This window comes from Bacillus fungorum (assembly GCF_002746455.1).
In the GTDB taxonomy this organism is placed as follows: Bacteria; Bacillota; Bacilli; order Bacillales; family Bacillaceae_G; genus Bacillus_A; species Bacillus_A fungorum.
On record NZ_NWUW01000008.1, the window covers coordinates 169,896 to 188,249 of the forward strand.

At 33.1% G+C, this 18,354-nt stretch carries 22 protein-coding genes and 4 pseudogenes; 5 read left to right on the top strand and 21 right to left on the bottom strand.

Annotation, left to right across the window (positions count from 1 at the left end; translation table 11 throughout):
- Window positions 1-60: 60 nt before the first annotated feature.
- Together CO726_RS14420 and CO726_RS14425 are read right to left on the bottom strand one after the other, a co-directional pair.
- A complete protein-coding gene (locus tag CO726_RS14420; protein WP_099684714.1) occupies window positions 61-255 on the bottom strand; it encodes a hypothetical protein in 195 nt (64 codons plus the stop codon).
- A gap of 195 nt (window positions 256-450) precedes the next feature.
- Window positions 451-645: pseudogene (locus CO726_RS14425) on the bottom strand (RNA-guided endonuclease TnpB family protein); the annotation flags it as partial.
- 425 nt (window positions 646-1,070) lie between these two features.
- Here CO726_RS14425 and CO726_RS14435 point away from each other — a divergent pair.
- Window positions 1,071-1,526: a MarR family winged helix-turn-helix transcriptional regulator gene (locus tag CO726_RS14435; protein WP_099684715.1), complete on the top strand. Its 456-nt coding sequence runs from the start codon at window positions 1,071-1,073 to the stop codon at window positions 1,524-1,526.
- A gap of 95 nt (window positions 1,527-1,621) precedes the next feature.
- Window positions 1,622-2,086, top strand: a complete 465-nt coding sequence (locus tag CO726_RS14440) for an epimerase (RefSeq protein WP_099684716.1) — start codon at window positions 1,622-1,624, stop codon at window positions 2,084-2,086.
- A 75-nt stretch (window positions 2,087-2,161) separates the two neighbouring features.
- On the opposite strand, the gene CO726_RS14445 is transcribed toward CO726_RS14440, so the two are convergent.
- Both CO726_RS14445 and CO726_RS32990 read right to left on the bottom strand, forming a co-directional pair.
- On the bottom strand, window positions 2,162-2,365 hold the full coding sequence (locus tag CO726_RS14445) for a hypothetical protein (protein ID WP_245916643.1): 204 nt from the start codon (window positions 2,363-2,365) through the stop codon (window positions 2,162-2,164).
- A gap of 263 nt (window positions 2,366-2,628) precedes the next feature.
- Window positions 2,629-2,833: pseudogene (locus CO726_RS32990) on the bottom strand (DNA-entry nuclease).
- Between the two features lie 315 nt (window positions 2,834-3,148).
- Here CO726_RS32990 and CO726_RS14455 point away from each other — a divergent pair.
- The gene (locus CO726_RS14455; RefSeq protein WP_136699637.1) at window positions 3,149-3,694 is read left to right on the top strand and encodes a collagen-like protein; all 546 of its coding nucleotides are present in this window, start codon (window positions 3,149-3,151) and stop codon (window positions 3,692-3,694) included.
- A 111-nt stretch (window positions 3,695-3,805) separates the two neighbouring features.
- On the opposite strand, the gene CO726_RS14460 is transcribed toward CO726_RS14455, so the two are convergent.
- From CO726_RS14460 to CO726_RS14480, 8 genes and pseudogenes are all read right to left on the bottom strand, one after another.
- Window positions 3,806-4,102, bottom strand: coding sequence for a hypothetical protein (locus tag CO726_RS14460; protein WP_099684718.1), 297 nt, complete (start codon window positions 4,100-4,102; stop codon window positions 3,806-3,808).
- A gap of 39 nt (window positions 4,103-4,141) precedes the next feature.
- Window positions 4,142-4,589 (bottom strand): annotated as a pseudogene (gene dut, locus CO726_RS14465) (dUTP diphosphatase).
- A gap of 12 nt (window positions 4,590-4,601) precedes the next feature.
- Window positions 4,602-4,769, bottom strand: coding sequence for a hypothetical protein (locus CO726_RS31795; protein WP_169513038.1), 168 nt, complete (start codon window positions 4,767-4,769; stop codon window positions 4,602-4,604).
- Complete coding sequence (locus CO726_RS32810; protein ID WP_281259842.1) at window positions 4,735-4,857, bottom strand: hypothetical protein; 123 nt, start codon at window positions 4,855-4,857, stop codon at window positions 4,735-4,737. The genes CO726_RS31795 and CO726_RS32810 overlap by 35 nt, the downstream gene beginning before the upstream one ends.
- Window positions 4,857-4,985 (bottom strand): Fur-regulated basic protein FbpA, encoded by a 129-nt coding sequence (fbpA, locus tag CO726_RS14470; RefSeq protein ID WP_099684719.1) that lies wholly within the window; start codon window positions 4,983-4,985, stop codon window positions 4,857-4,859. The genes CO726_RS32810 and fbpA overlap by 1 nt, the downstream gene beginning before the upstream one ends.
- A 9-nt stretch (window positions 4,986-4,994) precedes the next feature.
- The gene (locus CO726_RS14475) at window positions 4,995-5,324 is read right to left on the bottom strand and encodes a hypothetical protein (protein WP_245916647.1); all 330 of its coding nucleotides are present in this window, start codon (window positions 5,322-5,324) and stop codon (window positions 4,995-4,997) included.
- A 558-nt stretch (window positions 5,325-5,882) separates the two neighbouring features.
- Window positions 5,883-6,020, bottom strand: a complete 138-nt coding sequence (locus CO726_RS31800) for a hypothetical protein (RefSeq protein WP_169513039.1) — start codon at window positions 6,018-6,020, stop codon at window positions 5,883-5,885.
- Between the two features lie 116 nt (window positions 6,021-6,136).
- A pseudogene (locus tag CO726_RS14480) lies at window positions 6,137-6,625 on the bottom strand (phage antirepressor KilAC domain-containing protein); the annotation flags it as partial.
- Between the two features lie 237 nt (window positions 6,626-6,862).
- Here CO726_RS14480 and CO726_RS14485 point away from each other — a divergent pair.
- Entirely contained in the window at window positions 6,863-7,138 is a 276-nt protein-coding gene (locus tag CO726_RS14485) for a hypothetical protein (RefSeq protein ID WP_099684722.1), read from the top strand.
- Window positions 7,139-7,655: 517 nt separating this feature from the next.
- Here CO726_RS14485 and CO726_RS14490 read toward each other — a convergent pair.
- Window positions 7,656-7,970 (bottom strand): alpha-helical endospore appendage domain-containing protein, encoded by a 315-nt coding sequence (locus CO726_RS14490; RefSeq protein WP_099684723.1) that lies wholly within the window; start codon window positions 7,968-7,970, stop codon window positions 7,656-7,658.
- Window positions 7,971-8,383: 413 nt separating this feature from the next.
- Here CO726_RS14490 and CO726_RS14495 point away from each other — a divergent pair, with 413 nt between their 5' ends.
- Window positions 8,384-9,217: a CPBP family intramembrane glutamic endopeptidase gene (locus CO726_RS14495; RefSeq protein ID WP_099684724.1), complete on the top strand. Its 834-nt coding sequence runs from the start codon at window positions 8,384-8,386 to the stop codon at window positions 9,215-9,217.
- Between the two features lie 279 nt (window positions 9,218-9,496).
- On the opposite strand, the gene CO726_RS14500 is transcribed toward CO726_RS14495, so the two are convergent.
- From CO726_RS14500 to CO726_RS14535, 8 genes are all read right to left on the bottom strand, one after another.
- On the bottom strand, window positions 9,497-10,303 hold the full coding sequence (locus CO726_RS14500) for a DegV family protein (protein WP_099684725.1): 807 nt from the start codon (window positions 10,301-10,303) through the stop codon (window positions 9,497-9,499).
- Window positions 10,304-10,502: 199 nt separating this feature from the next.
- Complete coding sequence (locus tag CO726_RS14505) at window positions 10,503-11,009, bottom strand: DUF3189 family protein (protein ID WP_016087683.1); 507 nt, start codon at window positions 11,007-11,009, stop codon at window positions 10,503-10,505.
- Between the two features lie 79 nt (window positions 11,010-11,088).
- Complete coding sequence (locus CO726_RS14510; protein ID WP_016134609.1) at window positions 11,089-11,544, bottom strand: CcdC protein domain-containing protein; 456 nt, start codon at window positions 11,542-11,544, stop codon at window positions 11,089-11,091.
- 284 nt (window positions 11,545-11,828) lie between these two features.
- Window positions 11,829-13,967 carry a penicillin-binding protein gene (locus CO726_RS14515; protein WP_099684726.1) on the bottom strand — a complete coding sequence of 713 codons (2,139 nt, stop codon included), beginning with the start codon at window positions 13,965-13,967 and terminating at the stop codon, window positions 11,829-11,831.
- A 349-nt stretch (window positions 13,968-14,316) separates the two neighbouring features.
- Window positions 14,317-14,916, bottom strand: a complete 600-nt coding sequence (locus CO726_RS14520) for an undecaprenyl-diphosphatase (protein WP_099684727.1) — start codon at window positions 14,914-14,916, stop codon at window positions 14,317-14,319.
- A 245-nt stretch (window positions 14,917-15,161) separates the two neighbouring features.
- The gene (locus CO726_RS14525) at window positions 15,162-16,151 is read right to left on the bottom strand and encodes a zinc-binding dehydrogenase (protein WP_099684728.1); all 990 of its coding nucleotides are present in this window, start codon (window positions 16,149-16,151) and stop codon (window positions 15,162-15,164) included.
- Between the two features lie 106 nt (window positions 16,152-16,257).
- Window positions 16,258-17,673, bottom strand: coding sequence for a sensor histidine kinase (locus CO726_RS14530; protein WP_099684729.1), 1,416 nt, complete (start codon window positions 17,671-17,673; stop codon window positions 16,258-16,260).
- Window positions 17,670-18,344, bottom strand: a complete 675-nt coding sequence (locus CO726_RS14535; protein ID WP_098761772.1) for a response regulator transcription factor — start codon at window positions 18,342-18,344, stop codon at window positions 17,670-17,672. Before CO726_RS14535 ends, CO726_RS14530 begins: the two co-directional genes overlap by 4 nt.
- Window positions 18,345-18,354 lie beyond the last annotated feature (10 nt).

Genomic DNA, 18,354 nt, shown 5'->3' on the forward strand with positions numbered 1-18,354 from the left:
CTTTCAAATACACGTACAAAAAAAAGAGCGCTTTTCTTCAAAGCCCTCTCCAATAAGAATTTACCAATCTCGACATTTATCACAATCACAGTCACGATCATGATTACGTCTACGACGACAGTCATCACAATCACAGTCGCGGTCACGTCTACAACGATGGTCATCACAATCTCTATGTCTGCGTCTGCAGAACATTAAATCATCCCAAAATCTATTACAATCTCGAGAATGTCTGAAATTACAATTACATCCCATAAATATAATTACCTCCTCTTTACTCTTGGATTCATCATATTCTATGCTAAAAAACAAAAATAGCTTGTTTACTAGTCTACTTTCTGCATTTTAAAGTAATAATATTATTATCTAATCTTTAAGTGTCAAATCTATTTCATCCTTATCTTTCCTTAACAACAAACAAGACGCCCACCAGATCACGGCAGCGCCTACGATTTTTGGCAATTTGATATGACCATGAAGCAACATAATATTTCCGTTTACTACATTCGTTGTATAAGACTTTCTGTCTTTTTTACTTTTGAATGTTGGGAAGTCATTTTGACCACTAAAAAAATTCTTATAAGCAGTTTGCAAGTTTAATTGAGCATTTGCCAAAGTTAATGAATCTACTTCTTTTAACCACTCAGATCCATCTATTAATAAAACGCTATCCTCACAATCACAAAATTCCGCGTGTAATTCATTTATTGGAGTATCTACGGTAGGTCTAGCGAGACTGACTAAATACGTTGATAATGCTTGTTCTCGTGTTAACTCTACTGGAACACCTTCTTCCTTAACTTGTCCTTCACTATCACCAGCTACATTTTCTACATATATTTCAATTGCTTTATCCACATCACCATTTACCGCAATTAACGCATAATATTCATGCTTATTAAACTCAAAGTATTTTATATCCATTCCCCTTTTCTACAAAATGAAATTTTTATTAAGTTTTCTATTAATAACGTATATTGATTTCTTTTCTAAATTAATTTAGAGATAAATAGTTCATTGATGAACTATTCTATGTTAAACTAAATTAAAAAAGAAAAGAGACGAGTATTATGAGTTTAAAAAATCAAAGTTTCAAACAAGCAGGAGAAGTTGTCCAGTCATTTGTAACAATAAACAAAGAAATTATAAAGTTCACACATCAAAACGCCTCCAGTTTAGGATTAACAGTACAACAAATGGGTATCTTAAATACAATTTATGCACTCCCTAATGTTACTCTTAAAGAGATTTCAGAACGTCTTTCAGTTCCAAAAAGTACAGTGAGTGTGAATGTAGATGAATTAGTTAATCTACAGTTCATCGAGCGAAAACAATCAGATGAAGATCGTAGAGAAATAAAATTAAAAGTAACAAACCAAGGACAAAAAGCATCGAAAAAATCCATTGAAAACTCTACTTCCTACAAAGCAATGGAACTAGCAATACAACAACTTCAAGAAGATGATGTTCAAACATTATTGCGTATTCATAAAAATTTATTAATCTCTCTACAGCAATTTCGTTAATTGATGTAAACCACCTTTTTTAACTGTGGTTTTACTAATACTTTTGTGCTAAAACCACTAGGATATTTATTTTTATATTATTTTTTGGAGGCTTTATGAATAATCAAAACAACAATGAAACAAACAACATCAATAGACTATTGGCAATTTTTCTAATAGTATCACCACTATTAATACCTATCGCGCTCCCTACAGCCATAATTGTAGGAATGAAACAATGGATGCCTGATGACGTTAAATACCCAAGTATAATGTCACTATTGACCTTATGTATTGGATTTTTCATAGTTGGGATCATCTTCTCTTTCGTATTACGCGTATTTAAATTATCTGAAGAAAAGCTAAAAGAATTAGGTTTCTTAGGATTTACAATTTCAACTGTTAGTACCTTCCTGACAATGTATGTCGGATATTTTTGGCTAGCAAAACTTAATTTCACAGCAGTGCAATTATCGCCACATGCTGTATTAATCTTTGCGATTTTATCTACAATTCTTTTAGAAGCAATCTTTAAGCTGATTGATAAATTTGATACACCTGATACAAAAGAAACACTTTAATAGATATTAAAATGATTATCTTAGAGCACATATTAACATGTGCTCTTTTTTCTTTTAATCAAATAACGCTTTTGTTTAGTTTTGTTGAATATTTGAACCCTCAAATTTCGCTTTTAACCGCTCATATGTTACTTTTTCCTGCTCTTCTTGTTTTCTTTTATATTCTTCTTGTTGTTTCTGTTGTTCTAAGCGTCTTTGATTCTCATATTCTTGAATCTTTTCATGAGATATTATTCCTTTTTCATGCAATGTTTTTCTTAACCAATCATGCTTTAACACATATGCTCTTGCGTTGTATTATTGATAACTGCCCTTCGATCTCCACTAATTCCATTACAGTTTCCCCTTTTGTTTTAACTGAAATATCATTCTTTATGCTTGTACTCCATCTCCACAAATTCAGCTAAATCAATTTCTTTCATTATCAATTCTTCTAGAAAGTAAAACGCTTCTTGTTCCCCTTCGTTTTCTCTTACATTTTAAAACTGTAATTTTTGTTCTTCATCTATTTCAAATTTCACTTTTGCTTCTACAACCATCATTCATCCCTCCATGTCTTTATATTTTTCAAACATCCCATTCTTCCGGAGAGTATTCACTAACTGTCTAATCGTACTTTCCATTCTTCCTAAAGATAAAGCGATTCCCTTCACCTTTCCGAATCCATAGTACTTACATATGTAGGCTAATTCCCTCGTTGTGTACGGCTTTCTTATGATTCGGATGGTAATTGGGATGGTACTTCATTCAGCCCTGTACATCATATTGAACTTCCATCCTGATCACTTTTTTGTTAAAATTCTTTTCACCTTTTTACTGAACAAGCATATGTTATTGTATGGGCATTAGCCATTCATAACCTTTCTTATCTAAGAGCATGCTTATATGTGTGCTCTTTTTTATTTACTATGAAATAACGATTTTATTGAGATTTAAACTAATAACTAATGCCCTATAGTAGTTATTCGCTGTTTCCAAAATAAATTGAATTAATAGTATAAAAATGAGGTATTAATAAAAAAATTAAATTTACTATTTTCTAAACACATAAGTGAGGTGATTTTGATAGATTACAAAAACAAAGATATATTCAATAAATTTCCGTTTATGGATATTAACCATATTATTCTCCCACATTATCCATCCGGACCAACTGGTGTTACCGGATCGACTGGAACCGCTGGCGTAGGATTAACAAACTATCTATATGCTTTTGATACTACCAACCAGTCAATTGTAGTAGGAGGTAATGTTACTTTTAATACAAATGGACCTATAATAGGAACCGCCCTTACCCACATAGCAAGTACTGGAAATATTATAATTAATACACTAGGAACATATGTAGCAGAATTTCAATTAGAATCTTCTCGTGAAAACCAATTTTCCTTTGCACTAAACGGTATACCAATTCCAGGCGGACCGTTTGGAACAGGGTCACCTCATTCCGTAAATCAAGGTACTGTTGCTTTTACAGTAACACTTGTTCCTTCGACATTAACTTTAATAAATAATACTTCTTCAGCGGGTACTATCACTCTCTCAAATAGTGATGGTGGCTCTTTAACAAATGTATCTGCAAGTATAAGTATTTTTCAGGTAGGATGATTAATTAGTTTAGAAACGTGATTCATAAAGCGACTCTCTACTTAACCTTTATGAATCACGTAGATTAGGATAACTTTTAACCTTCTTACTTTAATTAAAATAACGCTTTTATTAAGATTGTCTACATTTCTCACAGAATACTTTTTCATCTATAACTACAGTATCTTCCTCAGTGCATGTAGTTGAGCACTTCTCACATTCAAACCACCAACCACTTTTTAACATTGCTTCTTTCGGTACATAACCCAAATCGGAATACTGATAAAATACTTTAACTCTGTTTGCTCTAACTTCTGTATATTCACACCATCCATAAGTTTCAATTTTCATTTTTGCTTTACCAGTTGTTTCTGCAAACACAACTTCTTGATGTTCCCCATCACTGTGCTGTACATGATATGCTTTCATGTTTCTCCCCCCATATTTGTACAAAATTCAAATTTGGTCTCACTTTACTCCTGTAGATCCAAAGCCACCAACGCCACGTTCACTATCCGATAGATCGTCCACTTCCACAAAACTAGCTGTTTTCCACTGGCGCTATGACGCCTTGAGCAATACGAGTACCCTTTTCAATTACATGTGCTTGCATATTGGTTGCTTTAGGAATTTCAGTATTATCAACTAGCACCCCAACTTCTCCGCGATAGCCACTATCCACCGTGCCAAGAACAACTCTTAACTTTGTATTACGCGTCATACTGCTACGCGGGCGCACTTGCAATTCATATACTGGTGGAATCTCAAAAGCTAAATCAGTTGGTACAACCTTTGTTTCTCCTGGCCATATGATTGTGTCCTCTGCTGCTACAAGGTCAAAACCCGAATCGCCCGGTTTCGCATACCTTGGTAATTCCACATCTTTCAATCGTTTAATTTTCACTCTTAACTTCATTTTCCCCGCTCCCTATAAAAAACTTTTCAATTCTTCTTTCCGGTTCTTCAACTCTTCCAAAGAACGCTTTGTCTTACGTTTTTCTCTATCCAATCCAACCAAGCGATATTCCAACTTACGAATCTCGCTTTCTACTACATCAAGTTCACTTTGCACCTGCATCACGGGTTCTTTTTTCATTACTTACCTCCCGCTCTACTTCTTGCTTTCTGTAAAAATCCTTAATTGCTTGTTCCCAATATGTGTAATTGCAACTTGTTACAGCCATTACTCTTCAACTCCTTTCAATAGCTTTCTTAGTTCCTCACATGACCCTTCATATAAATAACGACCATCAGGTAATTTAAATACATGTCTATCAATCAAACGTTCTATTAACCTGTCTTGCTCGCTCATGTTGCCACCCTAGCTGATTTGTTTCTTTTTCGTACTTCCACGCTTATCCTTTGGCTTTGTTGCTGCTAAATATGGGTGCGTTCCTCTTTCTACCCTTTTATAGAAGCAAATATCATTTATTCCGTTTTCTCTAGCTACTTCTATATATGCCGAATGTCCCTTAGGTTTCATGGCTGCATCACGTCTTGACATTCCCTCTCTAATTCTTCTGTAAAAAGTTGAAGCGTTTATTCCGTTTTGTCCAGCAATCATTAGCATTCGTGCATTGTTATCTTTCTTATTTTTCTTTTTAACCGGATCAGTTATAGCTCGTTCGATACTCCAATCATACGAATCCACCCTCTGATCCACGTTCTTTCTAGAAATCCCATTTTTCTCTGCCTTTTTATAATCCTCTTCTGTAGGACAATTGTTTTTTATTCGTTAATACTGTGATTACATAGTCGATATCAAGCTTTAAAAGAAATGTCCGTTTCTTTATCGGACATTTCTTTTAAAGCTTTTACTGCATGTCTTACTTGAATCTGCAAAACATCTTTCATTTCCGCATTCCTACTTCTTTACTTAGAAGAAACGACTATGTTAAAATATAGGTACAAAATATTGCGTCGTTTCTTTAAAACAGTCGATTAGGGGTAATCGGCTATTTTTATTTTGTTTTGATGCTTTCGTGCATCGGAATATCCTGGAATCCATTTTAGGTAGGGGAATATCATTAAATAACCGAACATTCCGATAACAAAAAACTTGCCCTTGTTCATAATTTTGTAAAATCTTTATATGAAAATTTAATGAAATATATGTTAAAGTTATTACATTCCAAGAAGTCCTTTATTTTTAGAATCGACAATTCTTCAATACCCTTAGTCTTGCCCTGCAACCCCTGCAGGGCTTTTATCATTTAGCTAGAGTTATAAACTCCTTATGCATTTCCTCAACCTTATCTGCGCTGTTATGTATCCCTCTAGCTCTTAAATCTCGTATCACTTTGATAATGTTTGCTTTCTCTTCTTTGTTCCGCTGCTGTCTATCCATCATTTTTCATCCTTCATAAACCTTTTGTCTATCCGATCCATCAAATAAATGAATCCTGCAATCCCGATAACTACCACCTATACCATGAAATGTGAGAATGAACTTTCTTCCATTGTTTACACCGCCTTCTGTTCTTGTTCTTTCTTCAGTCGGTCTATGATGTAGGCTTGTCCTTTTGGTGTTACATATGTTGTTGTCCATGTGAACGGTTCACCGCTAGGTTTCTGTTTAACACCTTGAGCGATTTCAAAATATCCTTTTTCAACTGCTGCCTGAGTTGGTTTGGTGGATCGCTTGAATATTAAGTTCCATTCTCTAATTTTTGCGAATAACTGAAGTTGCCCGATTTTGACATTGTGTTTTGCTGCTAACTTAGCGACTTCGCTCACCTTTAGTGATTTATCCGAATGCATACACGCTTCTGCGAATGTTACTAGTGGTTGCTGCTGTACGATTTGTTGTTGTGCCGCTGCAAGCTTTTCTTTCTCTTCTTTTAATTTAGTGAGAAGACCGATTGCGAAGTCTGGATTTGTAACCGCTTGTTCCAGAATTTTACCTGTCATGTATGCTCCCTGTTTTCTAATAGAAGGAAGCACTTCAATCGCTAACCAATCTTGAAAAGCTTCTGCTACTTCGTTACTTGCTTTGAAGGCTAACTTGTACACTAAAGGTTCTGGAATTAAATCTCCTTTCGCCACTTGTGACGAATTCTTAGGAAGGTAAGAATTAACTCTGTTCCATCTCACATAATTCCTTTGTGTACTTTTGAGAAAATTTAGAATAAAATAAAAACATAGTCACCTACCTATTATTCACTAATGGAAAGGAAAGGGGGTAGCGAAATGCACTTGAAGTATGGGAAGCACATTAATATATTATCTATTATTCTGACTTTGTTCTCTTTTTTCGCAATTGTAATTTTCTCTACCTGGTTGAGTAAATATTCAATTCCCAACATTTCTAATATGCTTAAGGTAACAATGTTGAGTGCATTTATTCTTGGAATTATAGGGTTTAGACAAGAGAAAAGCGCACTAGCGATTATAATTATGGGAATATGTGCCTTTTCTCTAGTCGTTCTATATATTTATGCGGTTATAAGTTTTCTTGAGCATTGAACACCATGGAAAAGAAACGAACATTTTTGTTCGTTTCTTTTTTGGGGGATGATTATTATAAAATAGCCTCTTCTAATGATTGAGTGCTGAATCCTAAAACCGCACCAGGATAGGAATGTATAAAAAAATGCATAGATCCATAGAACAAAAAAGACGATTCCCTTGTGAGAGTAGGGATTCGTCTTTTTCTTCGCTACCGATAATGGGACGTTATGTTAACAAAATATGTATACAATATACATGAATTTTACAATATACAATAAGTTCTTCTCTACTCTTCTTTAAAAATTCACTATTTATTTTAAAGACTCTATTTGCTTCGTAACACGTTTTTAAGTCTAGACACTTTAGATTAACTATATAACAACAAAAAAGCCCTTCAATTATAATTGTAGATTAGACACATTAATTTATAGTACAAATGGCTTTTTTGTTGTACTTTATAATTGTATATTTAAACATATTTGCCCAGAATAATATGGGTGAACCCTTATATTTTAAATTTTACCTTTGAAACTTAGAGAGGTGTAATACTAACCAAATCTAATACATTTTCTAATTTAAATTGTAAAAGCATTTCTTGCTTAACAACTGTTTGTAGTGTTTGTTTTACACTATTATTTACTGTTAACAAATTTGACAATGTCACTGGTGGAGGAGTAACACCCGTATCTAGTGTTCCTAATATAAATTGAGTTTTTTCTGCTTCACTATTAATAATATGCGCTAATGCTAATTCTTCCATCGCAATAGAAGCTACAATCAAAGAAATAGATTGTCCTGGGGTAATTGAAATAGTTGGAGTAATATTAGGGATATTCGCTTGAGACATATTCATCTTCCTTTCTTTTTTCAAAATCTATACATCATACGAGCTTGTAAAGAATTTTGAGCCTGTCCGAAAAGCCTGTATTTTTTCAAAATCAAAAAAACACCCCCACCCCCTCATTTCTTGAGAGGGATGGGGGTGTTTTGAAATGAGTCAATTCCTTGGGATACGGCCAGCATTTTTGAAAAAACAACGTTAAGCAAAAACATACAATAAGCCGCCTATATGGGCCGTACGGGCAGCTTATTTACATAATTATCGATTATAATCAGTTAAAAATTTATTTTATTAATTGACTAAGTAATATTTTAAAAGAAAATATAGCTATAATAGAAAGAAGATTCGGTGTATTTTGTTGATACGCTGAATAGGTACATTATTTTATGTTAAAAATTTAGCTTAAGGTGGGATTGCATGTGAATGGAGATAAAAGACTGAAAAAACCGGTGGTAAGTTTTATATTATTAACTAACATTATTTTTTGGCCACTTTTTCTTCTTGTAGGAGTTACAAAGTTATTAGATTTTCCAACGTGGATTTTTGATGTGATGCGTTGTATATCAGCTTGGTCTTCCACTTTTGCTTTTGTGTTGTTATTTAAAAAACTTTATCCTGGACAGAGTTTTATTCGATTCGTAAAAGATAGATTTAAAAATAAACTTAGTTTTTCTATAGTTCTTACTGTAAGTATGATTCAAATAATTATATTTTTGACGATCTTGTTTCTCGTGTCGATTAACAGTGAAGCAAACTCGATTTTTAATAGAACTACATGGGGCGTGTTAATTTATTATTTTGTTAAAACTATTGTATCCGGACCACTAGGAGAAGAATTAGGGTGGAGGGGTTTTGCATTAATGGAACTTCAGAAAAAATACTCGCCATTAAAATCTTCAATCATTATTGGTTTTTGGTGGGGAATGTGGCATCTACCTATATGGTTTACTAACGGTTTTACAGGCAGTAATTTAATCAAATATATTTTATTTTTTATGATTGCAATTATATCTACTACAGTTATCATGACAGCATTTTATAATTTAAATCGAAATTTAATTATTCCAATCATCATCCACTTTTTCTTTAATTTATTTATTGGCATAATAAATGGACAATTAATGGAATTAATTATGTATAATGCGATTTTTTATTTAATAGTTGCGATTTTACTTATAGTTATAAATCCAAAGAAAGTATTATATGGGAATAAAATTAAAAAAATTATTAATAGAGAACATGATTCGATTTAATAATAGTTTTTACAGTTTTTTATGTTTGTTCTATACAAAATTAGGAGACATAGTGTCTCATTATCAATAGTCAACGATGCATAAAATTTCCGTTATGGGAGTAGTTGTATTTTCTTAGCTTGATGGTGATGTGGTTGCTCCACAAAACGATAAAATAAGATTTTTGTTGCGAGTTAACACAAATTTCGTTCTAGAGTGCTATAAAACTTCAACTTGATGGCAGCGTGGTGTGCACCATTTTCAAATAAAAAACCCGCGAATTATTCACGGGTTTCCTTCTTAATAACTAATTGCTATTGTTCCTTCACCTGCGTGAACCGCAAATGAAATTGGTAATGGATATAGTTTGAAATCCATTTCAGGGAATGCTTGTCTAATATTTGCAATCCATTCTTCGGCTCCATCTTTATCGTTAGCATGGAACATATGAAGTACTTTTGGTAATTCTTTTTCAAGCTCATTTTTAATGTATTCTCGACATTTTTGGATTTTGCGAACTTTCTTTTCAAGTAAAAGTTCTCCACCTTTTACTTCTAAGATTAAGTTAACACTCAATAAACTTCCAAGTAAAAATTGAACACCTTTTACACGACCACTTGCATATAGACCTTTTAAACTCTTTGGAAATACATGAAAAGGTCTTCTTTTTTCATCTACTAATGTTTTGTGTATATCTTGTAAAGTCATACCATCATTGTATAACGATTTCGCTTTTCTAATTAATTCATCCATTGGATAGCTTGTTGTTTCACTATCTAATACCGTTAATGGGAAACCTGCCATTTCTGCAGCTAATTTCATGTTTTGATAGGTTCCACTTACTTTTCCGCTAATAGCAACTGCAAATCCCTCTTCATATTCTTCTTTGCACTTCGAAAATAACTCTACCATTTCCCCTATGTTAGGCTGTGATGTAGTGACAGTTTTACCTTCGTTCAAAGCATTATAAACGCGCTCACGCACACCTTCTTCACAATCTTTGTACGACACACCATCAATAATAACTTCAATTGGGATAACAAAGTTATCTCCTTCTGTTGTAAAACTCGCAGTTGTACTATCAGTAATCCAAGCAACACGCTTCATGTTGTTCCTCCCTTAATTCAATTCCTCTTTTCTAATTTTTCTATATATTTATGTTATGAAAAGAGAATATCCCTGTAATAGTAACAGGACTTTATTGATTTGGCTATAGTAGATAGATTATAAATGTGAATATTTCTTGTATTTTTCACAAATTAAAAAGAAAATCAAGGAATTTGCTCGATTTTCTTTTTATCATACATTATTTAAAGGTTTCATTATCTAAAATCACAACATAATCATTCGTCAATCGCCCGGCTTCTTTCGTATAACTAACAAGTCTTTGTACGTTATCGCAGCAAAGTTTTGCTCCCCAAATAAGTAACGGTACACCGATAAAGTCAATATGAAATCTTCTAGAAAACAATCCACCAAAAGTCATTGGTAAAGGCACTGTTGGTGATGTATTAGAAAAAATAATCTTTTCATGGCTTTGATAATGTTTTTGCAGAATCTCTCCTAAATGCTTCATCGCAGGTACAACGACTTTTGATGCGCCGCATCCAATCGTATAAACTGGGTTACCATTTTCATCTATTCCATGAAAAATAATTTTCCCCATATCTTCTGTTTTCAATTTATTAAAGTAATCTACATTTAATATTTCTTCTTTCGTTAACTTACGATCCGTTGGTAATTTATTCAAATGATAAGCTGCAGCGAGTGAAGTTGAATGTGTTCCGCCGAAATCTGTGTAAATGAATATCATATTATCATCCCTTGTTATAAAAGTTCAATGTTATTTAGTATTACCGTTCACAGCATTGATAAACAAGGGATGAATTTATTTACACTTTTTGTGTTAGTTCATTATATTTTTTCCAAATGTAATATCGTCTACTTATTACTGTACCTAATGTGATACATAAAAAGGCATTCGTTACAAGCATTAATGTGTAATGAGTACTGCCAGAAAACATACTTTGCTTAATTAAAATTTTCGCACCTAAAATAACAAGAAGAATCATCGTGCTTAACCAATTTCCTTTTCGTAATACATGACCCGTTTCATTATCTATTCGAAATGTTAATGCTTTTCCTCTAATAACTCCAAGAACCAATCCAATCCCGAACATTGCAACAAATAGTAGTAATTGTAATATAGTTAGTTGTCCCATATGAATAATGGACTGGATTGTTACAAAGCACAACAAAGCCGGAACGAGCCAAATGCGATTAACTTTCACTTTACGTTCCTTACTTTGCATTAATACGATAATAAGCATAACAAGTAAAATATCCATTTAGTGTCCTCCTATATACTTGTTTACCTTTAAAAATTATATTCACCTCTTTTTATTCCATACTTGAAATGCGATAGCTACTTCAAATTATAAAATATGGAATTTGATTCCCCATCAGTCTGTAGCATTATTTTTAAAAATAAAAAGACGTACTTTTTACTTGTACGTCTTTAGTACCGTTAAATTCTTTTATTTATTATTTTTTCTAAAAATTACGGTGCGTGAAATTACTAAAATCTATAAAAAAAGAGCCTATTGTATATAGACCCTTCACATTGCTCGAATTAATTTGTATTTGCCTCTGCTAACGGTTGTAACGGTGTTTCTAATTCTAGTTCTAATGCATCACCTTCTTGTATAGGTTGTCCTTTTTCGATACTTTGACTTGTTACATATCCCGTGCCTGAAGTTTTTAAATCTAATTTTAATAGTTTAGAAAAATACATAACATCACGCATTGACCAACCTTGTAAATTGGGCATTATTGCGTTGTTTCCTAATAAAAATATACGATCACCTTCACTCATTACTTCACCAAACTGCGGAAATTGTTTTATTATTTTCCCTTCTCCTAAAATTATCGGTTGGAGTTTCTCTTTTTTCACATTATTCTCTACCGTATCCATGGATTGATTCACATAGTTTTGTACTTTTAATGGGGATCTTTTCGTTGCATCGGCTATTTGTTTTTCTGTGTAGGGTCTCACCTTTAAATATTCAAGACTATTTTTCACAACTGGTTTAAATATTTCAGCAAGCGGCTGAGCTCCATACTCGTCTCCCTTTAACTTTGGCTGCTTAATAGCTAAGTATACAATTAACTCTGGGTCATCAATCGGAGCCATACCTAAAAATGAAAAAATATAATTTTCTTTCCCTTCCATATATCGTCCATTTTCAGGATTCGGAATTTGAGCTGTTCCTGTCTTACCTCCTATTGGATAACCATCCACTTTATACATTGTACCAGTCCCTTTTGAAGACGTAATAACACGCTCCATTAAGTCTCTTACCTTGTCCGCTGTCCCTTTTTTTATCGGATTCCCAATTTCTTTCGGTTGATTTTCCATAATAACTTGTTTGTTTGTTGGATTTACAACTTTGTCAACGATATATGGTTGCATCATTTTTCCGTCATTTGCTATAGCGGTAGCTGCTTGGATTAATTGAATAGGAGTTACTGTAGAGCCTTGCCCGAAAGAAGTTGTGACTTGTTGAATTTGTGTGTTTAATAATAAAGTATTTTTACTTTCACCAGGTAAATCTATTCCGGTTTTTTGGTTGAATCCAAATTTTTTCATGTATTGCTTAAATTTATCTGGTTTCAACAGTTGATCTTCTAAAATGGAAAAAGCTACGTTTGATGACCTTTCAAAACCTTCATCAAATGTAATAGACCCCCATCCAAATCCACCATTATGATCTTTTATATCAGATGAACCCACTGAATATTTTCCGGATTGGAAATATTCTTTCCCGTTATATACACCTTCATTAATTGCAGCAGCTAACGTAAATATTTTCATTGTGGAACCTGGTTCGTATGCATTTGCGATTGGATCATTTAAAAAGTATTCGATATCACCTTTATTAGGGTTAAAACTAGGTTTACTAGACATTGCTAAAACTTTCCCTGTCTTTGGATCCGCTACGATTCCTACTAACATAGACGGATCATAGTGCTCTTGTGCCTTATTCATCGCTTCTTCTAAAAAACTATTAATTTGTTTATCAAGCGTAAGATATACGTTATTTCCATGTTTAGCAGGTTCTATTTTTCCTATATCATTTGTAAGCGGGATACCTCCCCGCGCTCCCACATATTCTACATTCCCATTTGTCGAGCGCAAATATTTATCCAAACTTTTTTCAAGTCCAAATTTCCCTTCTGTATTTCCTTTATCGTCTGGTCTAGCAAAACCAAGTATATAAGATGCGAAATCCTCATTCGGATACACTCTTGCTTTCTCAGGCATAAAAGAAACACCCGGGATTTTCAATTTTTTAATTTGTTCTTTCTTTTCTCTAGATAAATTCCGACCAACTTTTCCAATTTCAACCTGCGTACGCCCCTCATGAAAATTTTTTAATACGTCTTCTTTATCAATTTCAAGCGCATCAGCTAATTGCCCTGCGGTTTCATCTTTATTTTTCACTTTATCTTCACCTTTTAAATTTACAACAACACGATACGTTGTGGAATCTTGGACAAGCACTTTTCCAGTTTGATCATAAATCGTGCCACGATTCGCTTCCAAAACCCCTTTTTTATTATGTTGTTCAGTTGCAAGATCCTTTACATCCACATTATGCACGACCCCTACTGCTTGAATATAGAAAAAACGCAAAAGCATAATAAGAAACAAAATAATAAAAGCAATCATAAAATACCGCGCGCCTTTATTCGTTTGAAGTTTATGCATATTTATCTCCTTTCTTTCACTATTAATTACCGCAAAGATGTGCTACAAATTATGTAGTTTTTGATTTCAATACTATATGTTTCGAACTTTTCCTTTTAATTCCTTTAAAACGTCCTGAGAGTAGCCACTGTTTCTGTTTTATTCATCTATTTACATTACGGTGCGTGAAATTTAAGAATATTCTGTTGTCGAGAAGGTTATTTGTGGTTATTTAAACTACTAATTTAAGTCTTTTTTTCGTCACTCTTTTAGTATGTATACCCTTATCTTGTTCACAATAAAAAAAGTTCCCCTCTGTATTTTAAAAGGAGAACTTTTAAACAAACTTATATATGGTTATTTATAGAAATTAAGCTATATGGTTATATTTCGCTAAAAAAGGAATTCGTTTCGCTATCAATGCATACATTTTGAATACAAATTTCGCTATTGGTTCAAACATACGTGTACTTTGCATTACTAATCCGCTCGTAATAAATGTTAAGAAAGCAGCACCAAGTATATCTAAAGGATAATGAACACCTACGTACATACGTGATATACCGACTAACACTGCCCATATAAGTGCGATATATTTCAGTTTTTCTCCCCTAAGAATAAATACGAAGGCGATTGAAAATACAAGTACAGAATGATCACTAACAAATGATGAGTCTGCTGCATGTGGTACTAATTGATGTACATCATGTGATACAAACGGACGTGGATGGTAATATACCGCATGTATCACGACATTTACTAGTAACGCGATAATGACTGAAAGTGTCGTATATAACACTGTGTATTGTTTTTTAATTGCATTGACTTTTTTTTCATTATTAAACCATAAGATAAACATAAACAAAATTGCTACATATATAGCACTATTTGTAATAGCAATCATTAACGTATCTAATAGTTTGGATGATCCAGCAAAATTATTAAACCATTGAAATACTGTGTAATTCATAATACTCTCTCCTTACATAAAAGCTTTCTTGATTTACACAGTATACAACATCAATATGAAAATAGGCTTAAACTTTTCTCATCTAATTCTCATTTTACTGTTACTCATTTGACAATATTGATACTAATTATAACGGCTAATTATGTATAAAGCTGAAAAACCTTTAAAACAATACGAATCACATATTTTTATGTGTAGAATACATAACATAGTTACTTAAATATACTTGTTGCGAAATCATATTTTTAATACATACGAAGTGCAATATTACCGAATTGTTCGCCTTTTTCCATACGGCTTAACGCTTGAATGGTTTCTTCTAACGAATATACTTTATCAATAATTGGTTTAATTTTATGGCTATCTATAAAATGAATCATTTCATTAAATTCCTCACGGCTCCCCATAGATGTTCCCATTATATCGACTTGATTATAAAATAACGCTCGTAATGGTAATTCAATTTTATCTCCAGAACTTGCACCAAAGTTAACAATTCTCCCATTCGGTTTTAATACATCAAAATATTTTAAGAATGTTGCCGGACCTATACTATCGATTATTAAATCTACTTTCTCTCCTCGTAAACTCTCTTCCCAATTTCCAGAACTATTAAAAGAAAAGTCTGCGCCATATGTTTCGGCAAACTTTCTTTTGTTCTCTACCCTTGAAGTAACACTCACTTTTGCGCCAATTGCTTTCGCGAATAACATGGCAAATGTCGCTACACCACCGCCTATTCCCGGAATTAAAACATGTTCTCCACATTTCAATCTACCCTTTGTAAAAAGTGCTCTATATGCAGTTAGTGCCGATAAAGATAAAACGCCAGACTCTTCCCAAGTAAGGTAGAACGGTTTTTCCACTACATTTTCAGCTGGCACAATAACATATTCAGCAAAAGTTCCATCTTTCGGTCCACCTAACACCTCTGGTAACTCAGGTATTTCGGTCATATTATCCCATCCAATACTAGGATTAATAATAACCTCGGTTTGTAATAAAGTACCTGAAACACCTTCTCCAATTTCCGTAACAATACCTGCACCATCTGACCCCAGAACTAATGGTAATTCCATTTCTCTTCTATTATTCATAATAAATAAATCTCGATGATTTAAGCCTGCTGATTTTAATTTCACTTTAACTTCCCCAGCGTTAGGTGTTATCTCAGGTAATAATTTATATTCTACCCCTTCAAATCCGGCTTTATATTGTTGTACGATAGCTTTCATTTTTATTCCCCCTTCATAATTCTAATGTACTAGAAAGTTCCAAATAAGCAAAATAATTTGACTGTAAAAAAGAAGAAATGTAGAAACATCCCTTCTTTTCAATCTATTAAAGTGAAATGGTAGGCAGTGTAATCGTAACAATAGTTCCTTCGCCTTCTATACTCTCTATTTGAATAGTACCGTTGTATTTCTCTACAAGTCGTTTTGCAATAGACAAACCTAGACCGTTTCCACCCTGTTTTCGACTTCTTGCTTTGTCCACTCGATAAAAGCGGTTAAGAACAAAAGGTAAATCCGCTTCAGGTATCCCCGCTCCACGATCTATTATACGAATGTTTACTTCCCCTGATTTTACACTAGATTCAGTACAAATATATTTATTAACTTCTTTTGTATATTTCACTGCGTTATCCATTACGATAATAATAATTTGTTCTAAGTAAGATGATGGTATTGAGACATACGCCGCATCCCTATCCAATTTCATATCAAATTGAAATTCAGTTTGAAGTACTGCAAAGTTTTGTGTAACTTGTTTTAATATGCTGTTTACGTGGACTGGCTCAGCTGCTATTGGATGCATCTGTTCTGATTCAGCTCTTGATAGTTCTAGCAATTCTAAAACTAACTTATTTAAACGATCGACTTCCTTTAAACTAGATTGAAGCGATTTATCTAAAACTGCTGGATTATTTTTTCCCCACCGATTTAACATCGATAAGTGTCCTTGAATAATTGTTAATGGGGTTCTCAGTTCATGAGATGCGTCTTCTACAAATTGTTTCTGTTGTGTAAAAGAAGTTTCTAATTCATCCATCATTTCGTTAAAAAGAAATGATAATTTTGCAAGTTCATCATTATTTCTACGTACTGGAACCCGTTCATTTAGCCCATTTTTCTTAATACGCTTCATCGTATCCGTTATATTTTGAACACTTGATAATAGCTTTTTCGTGATTAGTATCCCACCTAAAAAACTAAGGATTAATCCACATATTCCGGCAATAACCATTACCACTAAAATAATTTTTAATAAATGATCAAAAGCCTCTAAGTTTTTCGTAAGTTCAATAGTGCCAGTGAAATCTTTTGTTTGAATTGGTATACGCTTAACTAATATGCGATCTTCTATATTTCTTTTTATAAATGATTCATCCTGAATAACTTGTTTTGGCTTTATCCATGTTTCATTAAAATCTCGCGAAACAGTAACAATTGTTTTCCCGTCCATGCCGATAATACGAATCATTTGATGTTTATCAATCATATTGTTTAAGAAATCTTTACTGTTTTCAAACGTTTTACTCGAAAGGGTATCATTTTTATCTTGGAAATATGCCGCTATTTCTGTCACTTGCCTATTTATTTGTTTCTGTTCATAATCTATAGTCCACTTATTAATTACAATAAACTGCAAAGCGCTATATAAAATGAATAAAATAAATACTAGTGTAGTGGACCAAAGTGTTAATTTCCACTTTATAGGTAGGTTTCGAATTTGATGCACAATATTTTTAATCATTTCATTATATATCCAGCACCGCGGACCGTTTGGATATATTCCTCCTTATCTACACTATGTAACTTGTTACGTAAATAACGAACGTATACATCAACAATATTCGTCTCAACCATTGCGTCATATCCCCATACTTGATCCAATAAAACATCACGGGTAAGTACTCTATTTATATTTTTCATAAACATAACCAAGAGCTCAAATTCTTTATTTGTAAGTTCGATTTCTTCATTTCCTTTTGTAATAGTTCGAGATTCAATCTGAAGATGTAAATCTTTGAACGTAAGAGAAGAAACATGTTTATTTTCTATATGTTCTTCTCGTCTAAATATAACTCTCATCCGTGCTAACAGCTCTTCAATTGCAAATGGTTTCGGAAGATAATCGTCGGCTCCGCTATCTAAACCTGTCACGCGATCCATAATACTATCGCGTGCAGTCAGCATAATAATAGGTGTATTTTTAGTTGCCCTTAATCTACGACACACTTCTAGTCCATTTAATCCTGGTAGCATTAAATCCAGTAAAATAAGGTCATAATTTGTTTCAAGTGCGACTTCTAAACCCTTCCTTCCATCAAGCTGTATGTCTACTTTATATCCTTCATACTTTAGTTCTAATTCTAAAAAATCAGCTAAACTTTCCTCATCTTCAATAATTAATATGTGTTGCAATAGCAGTTCC

What these genes read in the sequence shown, in the direction of transcription:
- CO726_RS14440 (WP_099684716.1), top strand. Translation starts at nt 1,622, where the DNA reads ATGAATAATCAAAACAACAATGAAACAAACAACATCAATAGACTATTG.
- CO726_RS14525 (WP_099684728.1), bottom strand. Translation starts at nt 16,151, where the DNA reads ATGAAAGCTATCGTACAACAATATAAAGCCGGATTTGAAGGGGTAGAA.
- CO726_RS14420 (WP_099684714.1), bottom strand. Translation starts at nt 255, where the DNA reads ATGGGATGTAATTGTAATTTCAGACATTCTCGAGATTGTAATAGATTT.
- CO726_RS14510 (WP_016134609.1), bottom strand. Translation starts at nt 11,544, where the DNA reads ATGGATATTTTACTTGTTATGCTTATTATCGTATTAATGCAAAGTAAG.
- CO726_RS14520 (WP_099684727.1), bottom strand. Translation starts at nt 14,916, where the DNA reads ATGAATTACACAGTATTTCAATGGTTTAATAATTTTGCTGGATCATCC.
- CO726_RS14500 (WP_099684725.1), bottom strand. Translation starts at nt 10,303, where the DNA reads ATGAAGCGTGTTGCTTGGATTACTGATAGTACAACTGCGAGTTTTACA.
- fbpA (WP_099684719.1), bottom strand. Translation starts at nt 4,985, where the DNA reads ATGAGCGAGCAAGACAGGTTAATAGAACGTTTGATTGATAGACATGTA.
- CO726_RS32810 (WP_281259842.1), bottom strand. Translation starts at nt 4,857, where the DNA reads ATGGCTGTAACAAGTTGCAATTACACATATTGGGAACAAGCAATTAAG.
- CO726_RS14515 (WP_099684726.1), bottom strand. Translation starts at nt 13,967, where the DNA reads ATGCATAAACTTCAAACGAATAAAGGCGCGCGGTATTTTATGATTGCT.
- CO726_RS31800 (WP_169513039.1), bottom strand. Translation starts at nt 6,020, where the DNA reads ATGGATAGACAGCAGCGGAACAAAGAAGAGAAAGCAAACATTATCAAA.
- CO726_RS14460 (WP_099684718.1), bottom strand. Translation starts at nt 4,102, where the DNA reads ATGAAAGCATATCATGTACAGCACAGTGATGGGGAACATCAAGAAGTT.
- CO726_RS14530 (WP_099684729.1), bottom strand. Translation starts at nt 17,673, where the DNA reads ATGATTAAAAATATTGTGCATCAAATTCGAAACCTACCTATAAAGTGG.
- CO726_RS14490 (WP_099684723.1), bottom strand. Translation starts at nt 7,970, where the DNA reads ATGTCTCAAGCGAATATCCCTAATATTACTCCAACTATTTCAATTACC.
- CO726_RS14485 (WP_099684722.1), top strand. Translation starts at nt 6,863, where the DNA reads ATGCACTTGAAGTATGGGAAGCACATTAATATATTATCTATTATTCTG.
- CO726_RS31795 (WP_169513038.1), bottom strand. Translation starts at nt 4,769, where the DNA reads ATGAAAAAAGAACCCGTGATGCAGGTGCAAAGTGAACTTGATGTAGTA.
- CO726_RS14435 (WP_099684715.1), top strand. Translation starts at nt 1,071, where the DNA reads ATGAGTTTAAAAAATCAAAGTTTCAAACAAGCAGGAGAAGTTGTCCAG.
- CO726_RS14505 (WP_016087683.1), bottom strand. Translation starts at nt 11,009, where the DNA reads ATGATATTCATTTACACAGATTTCGGCGGAACACATTCAACTTCACTC.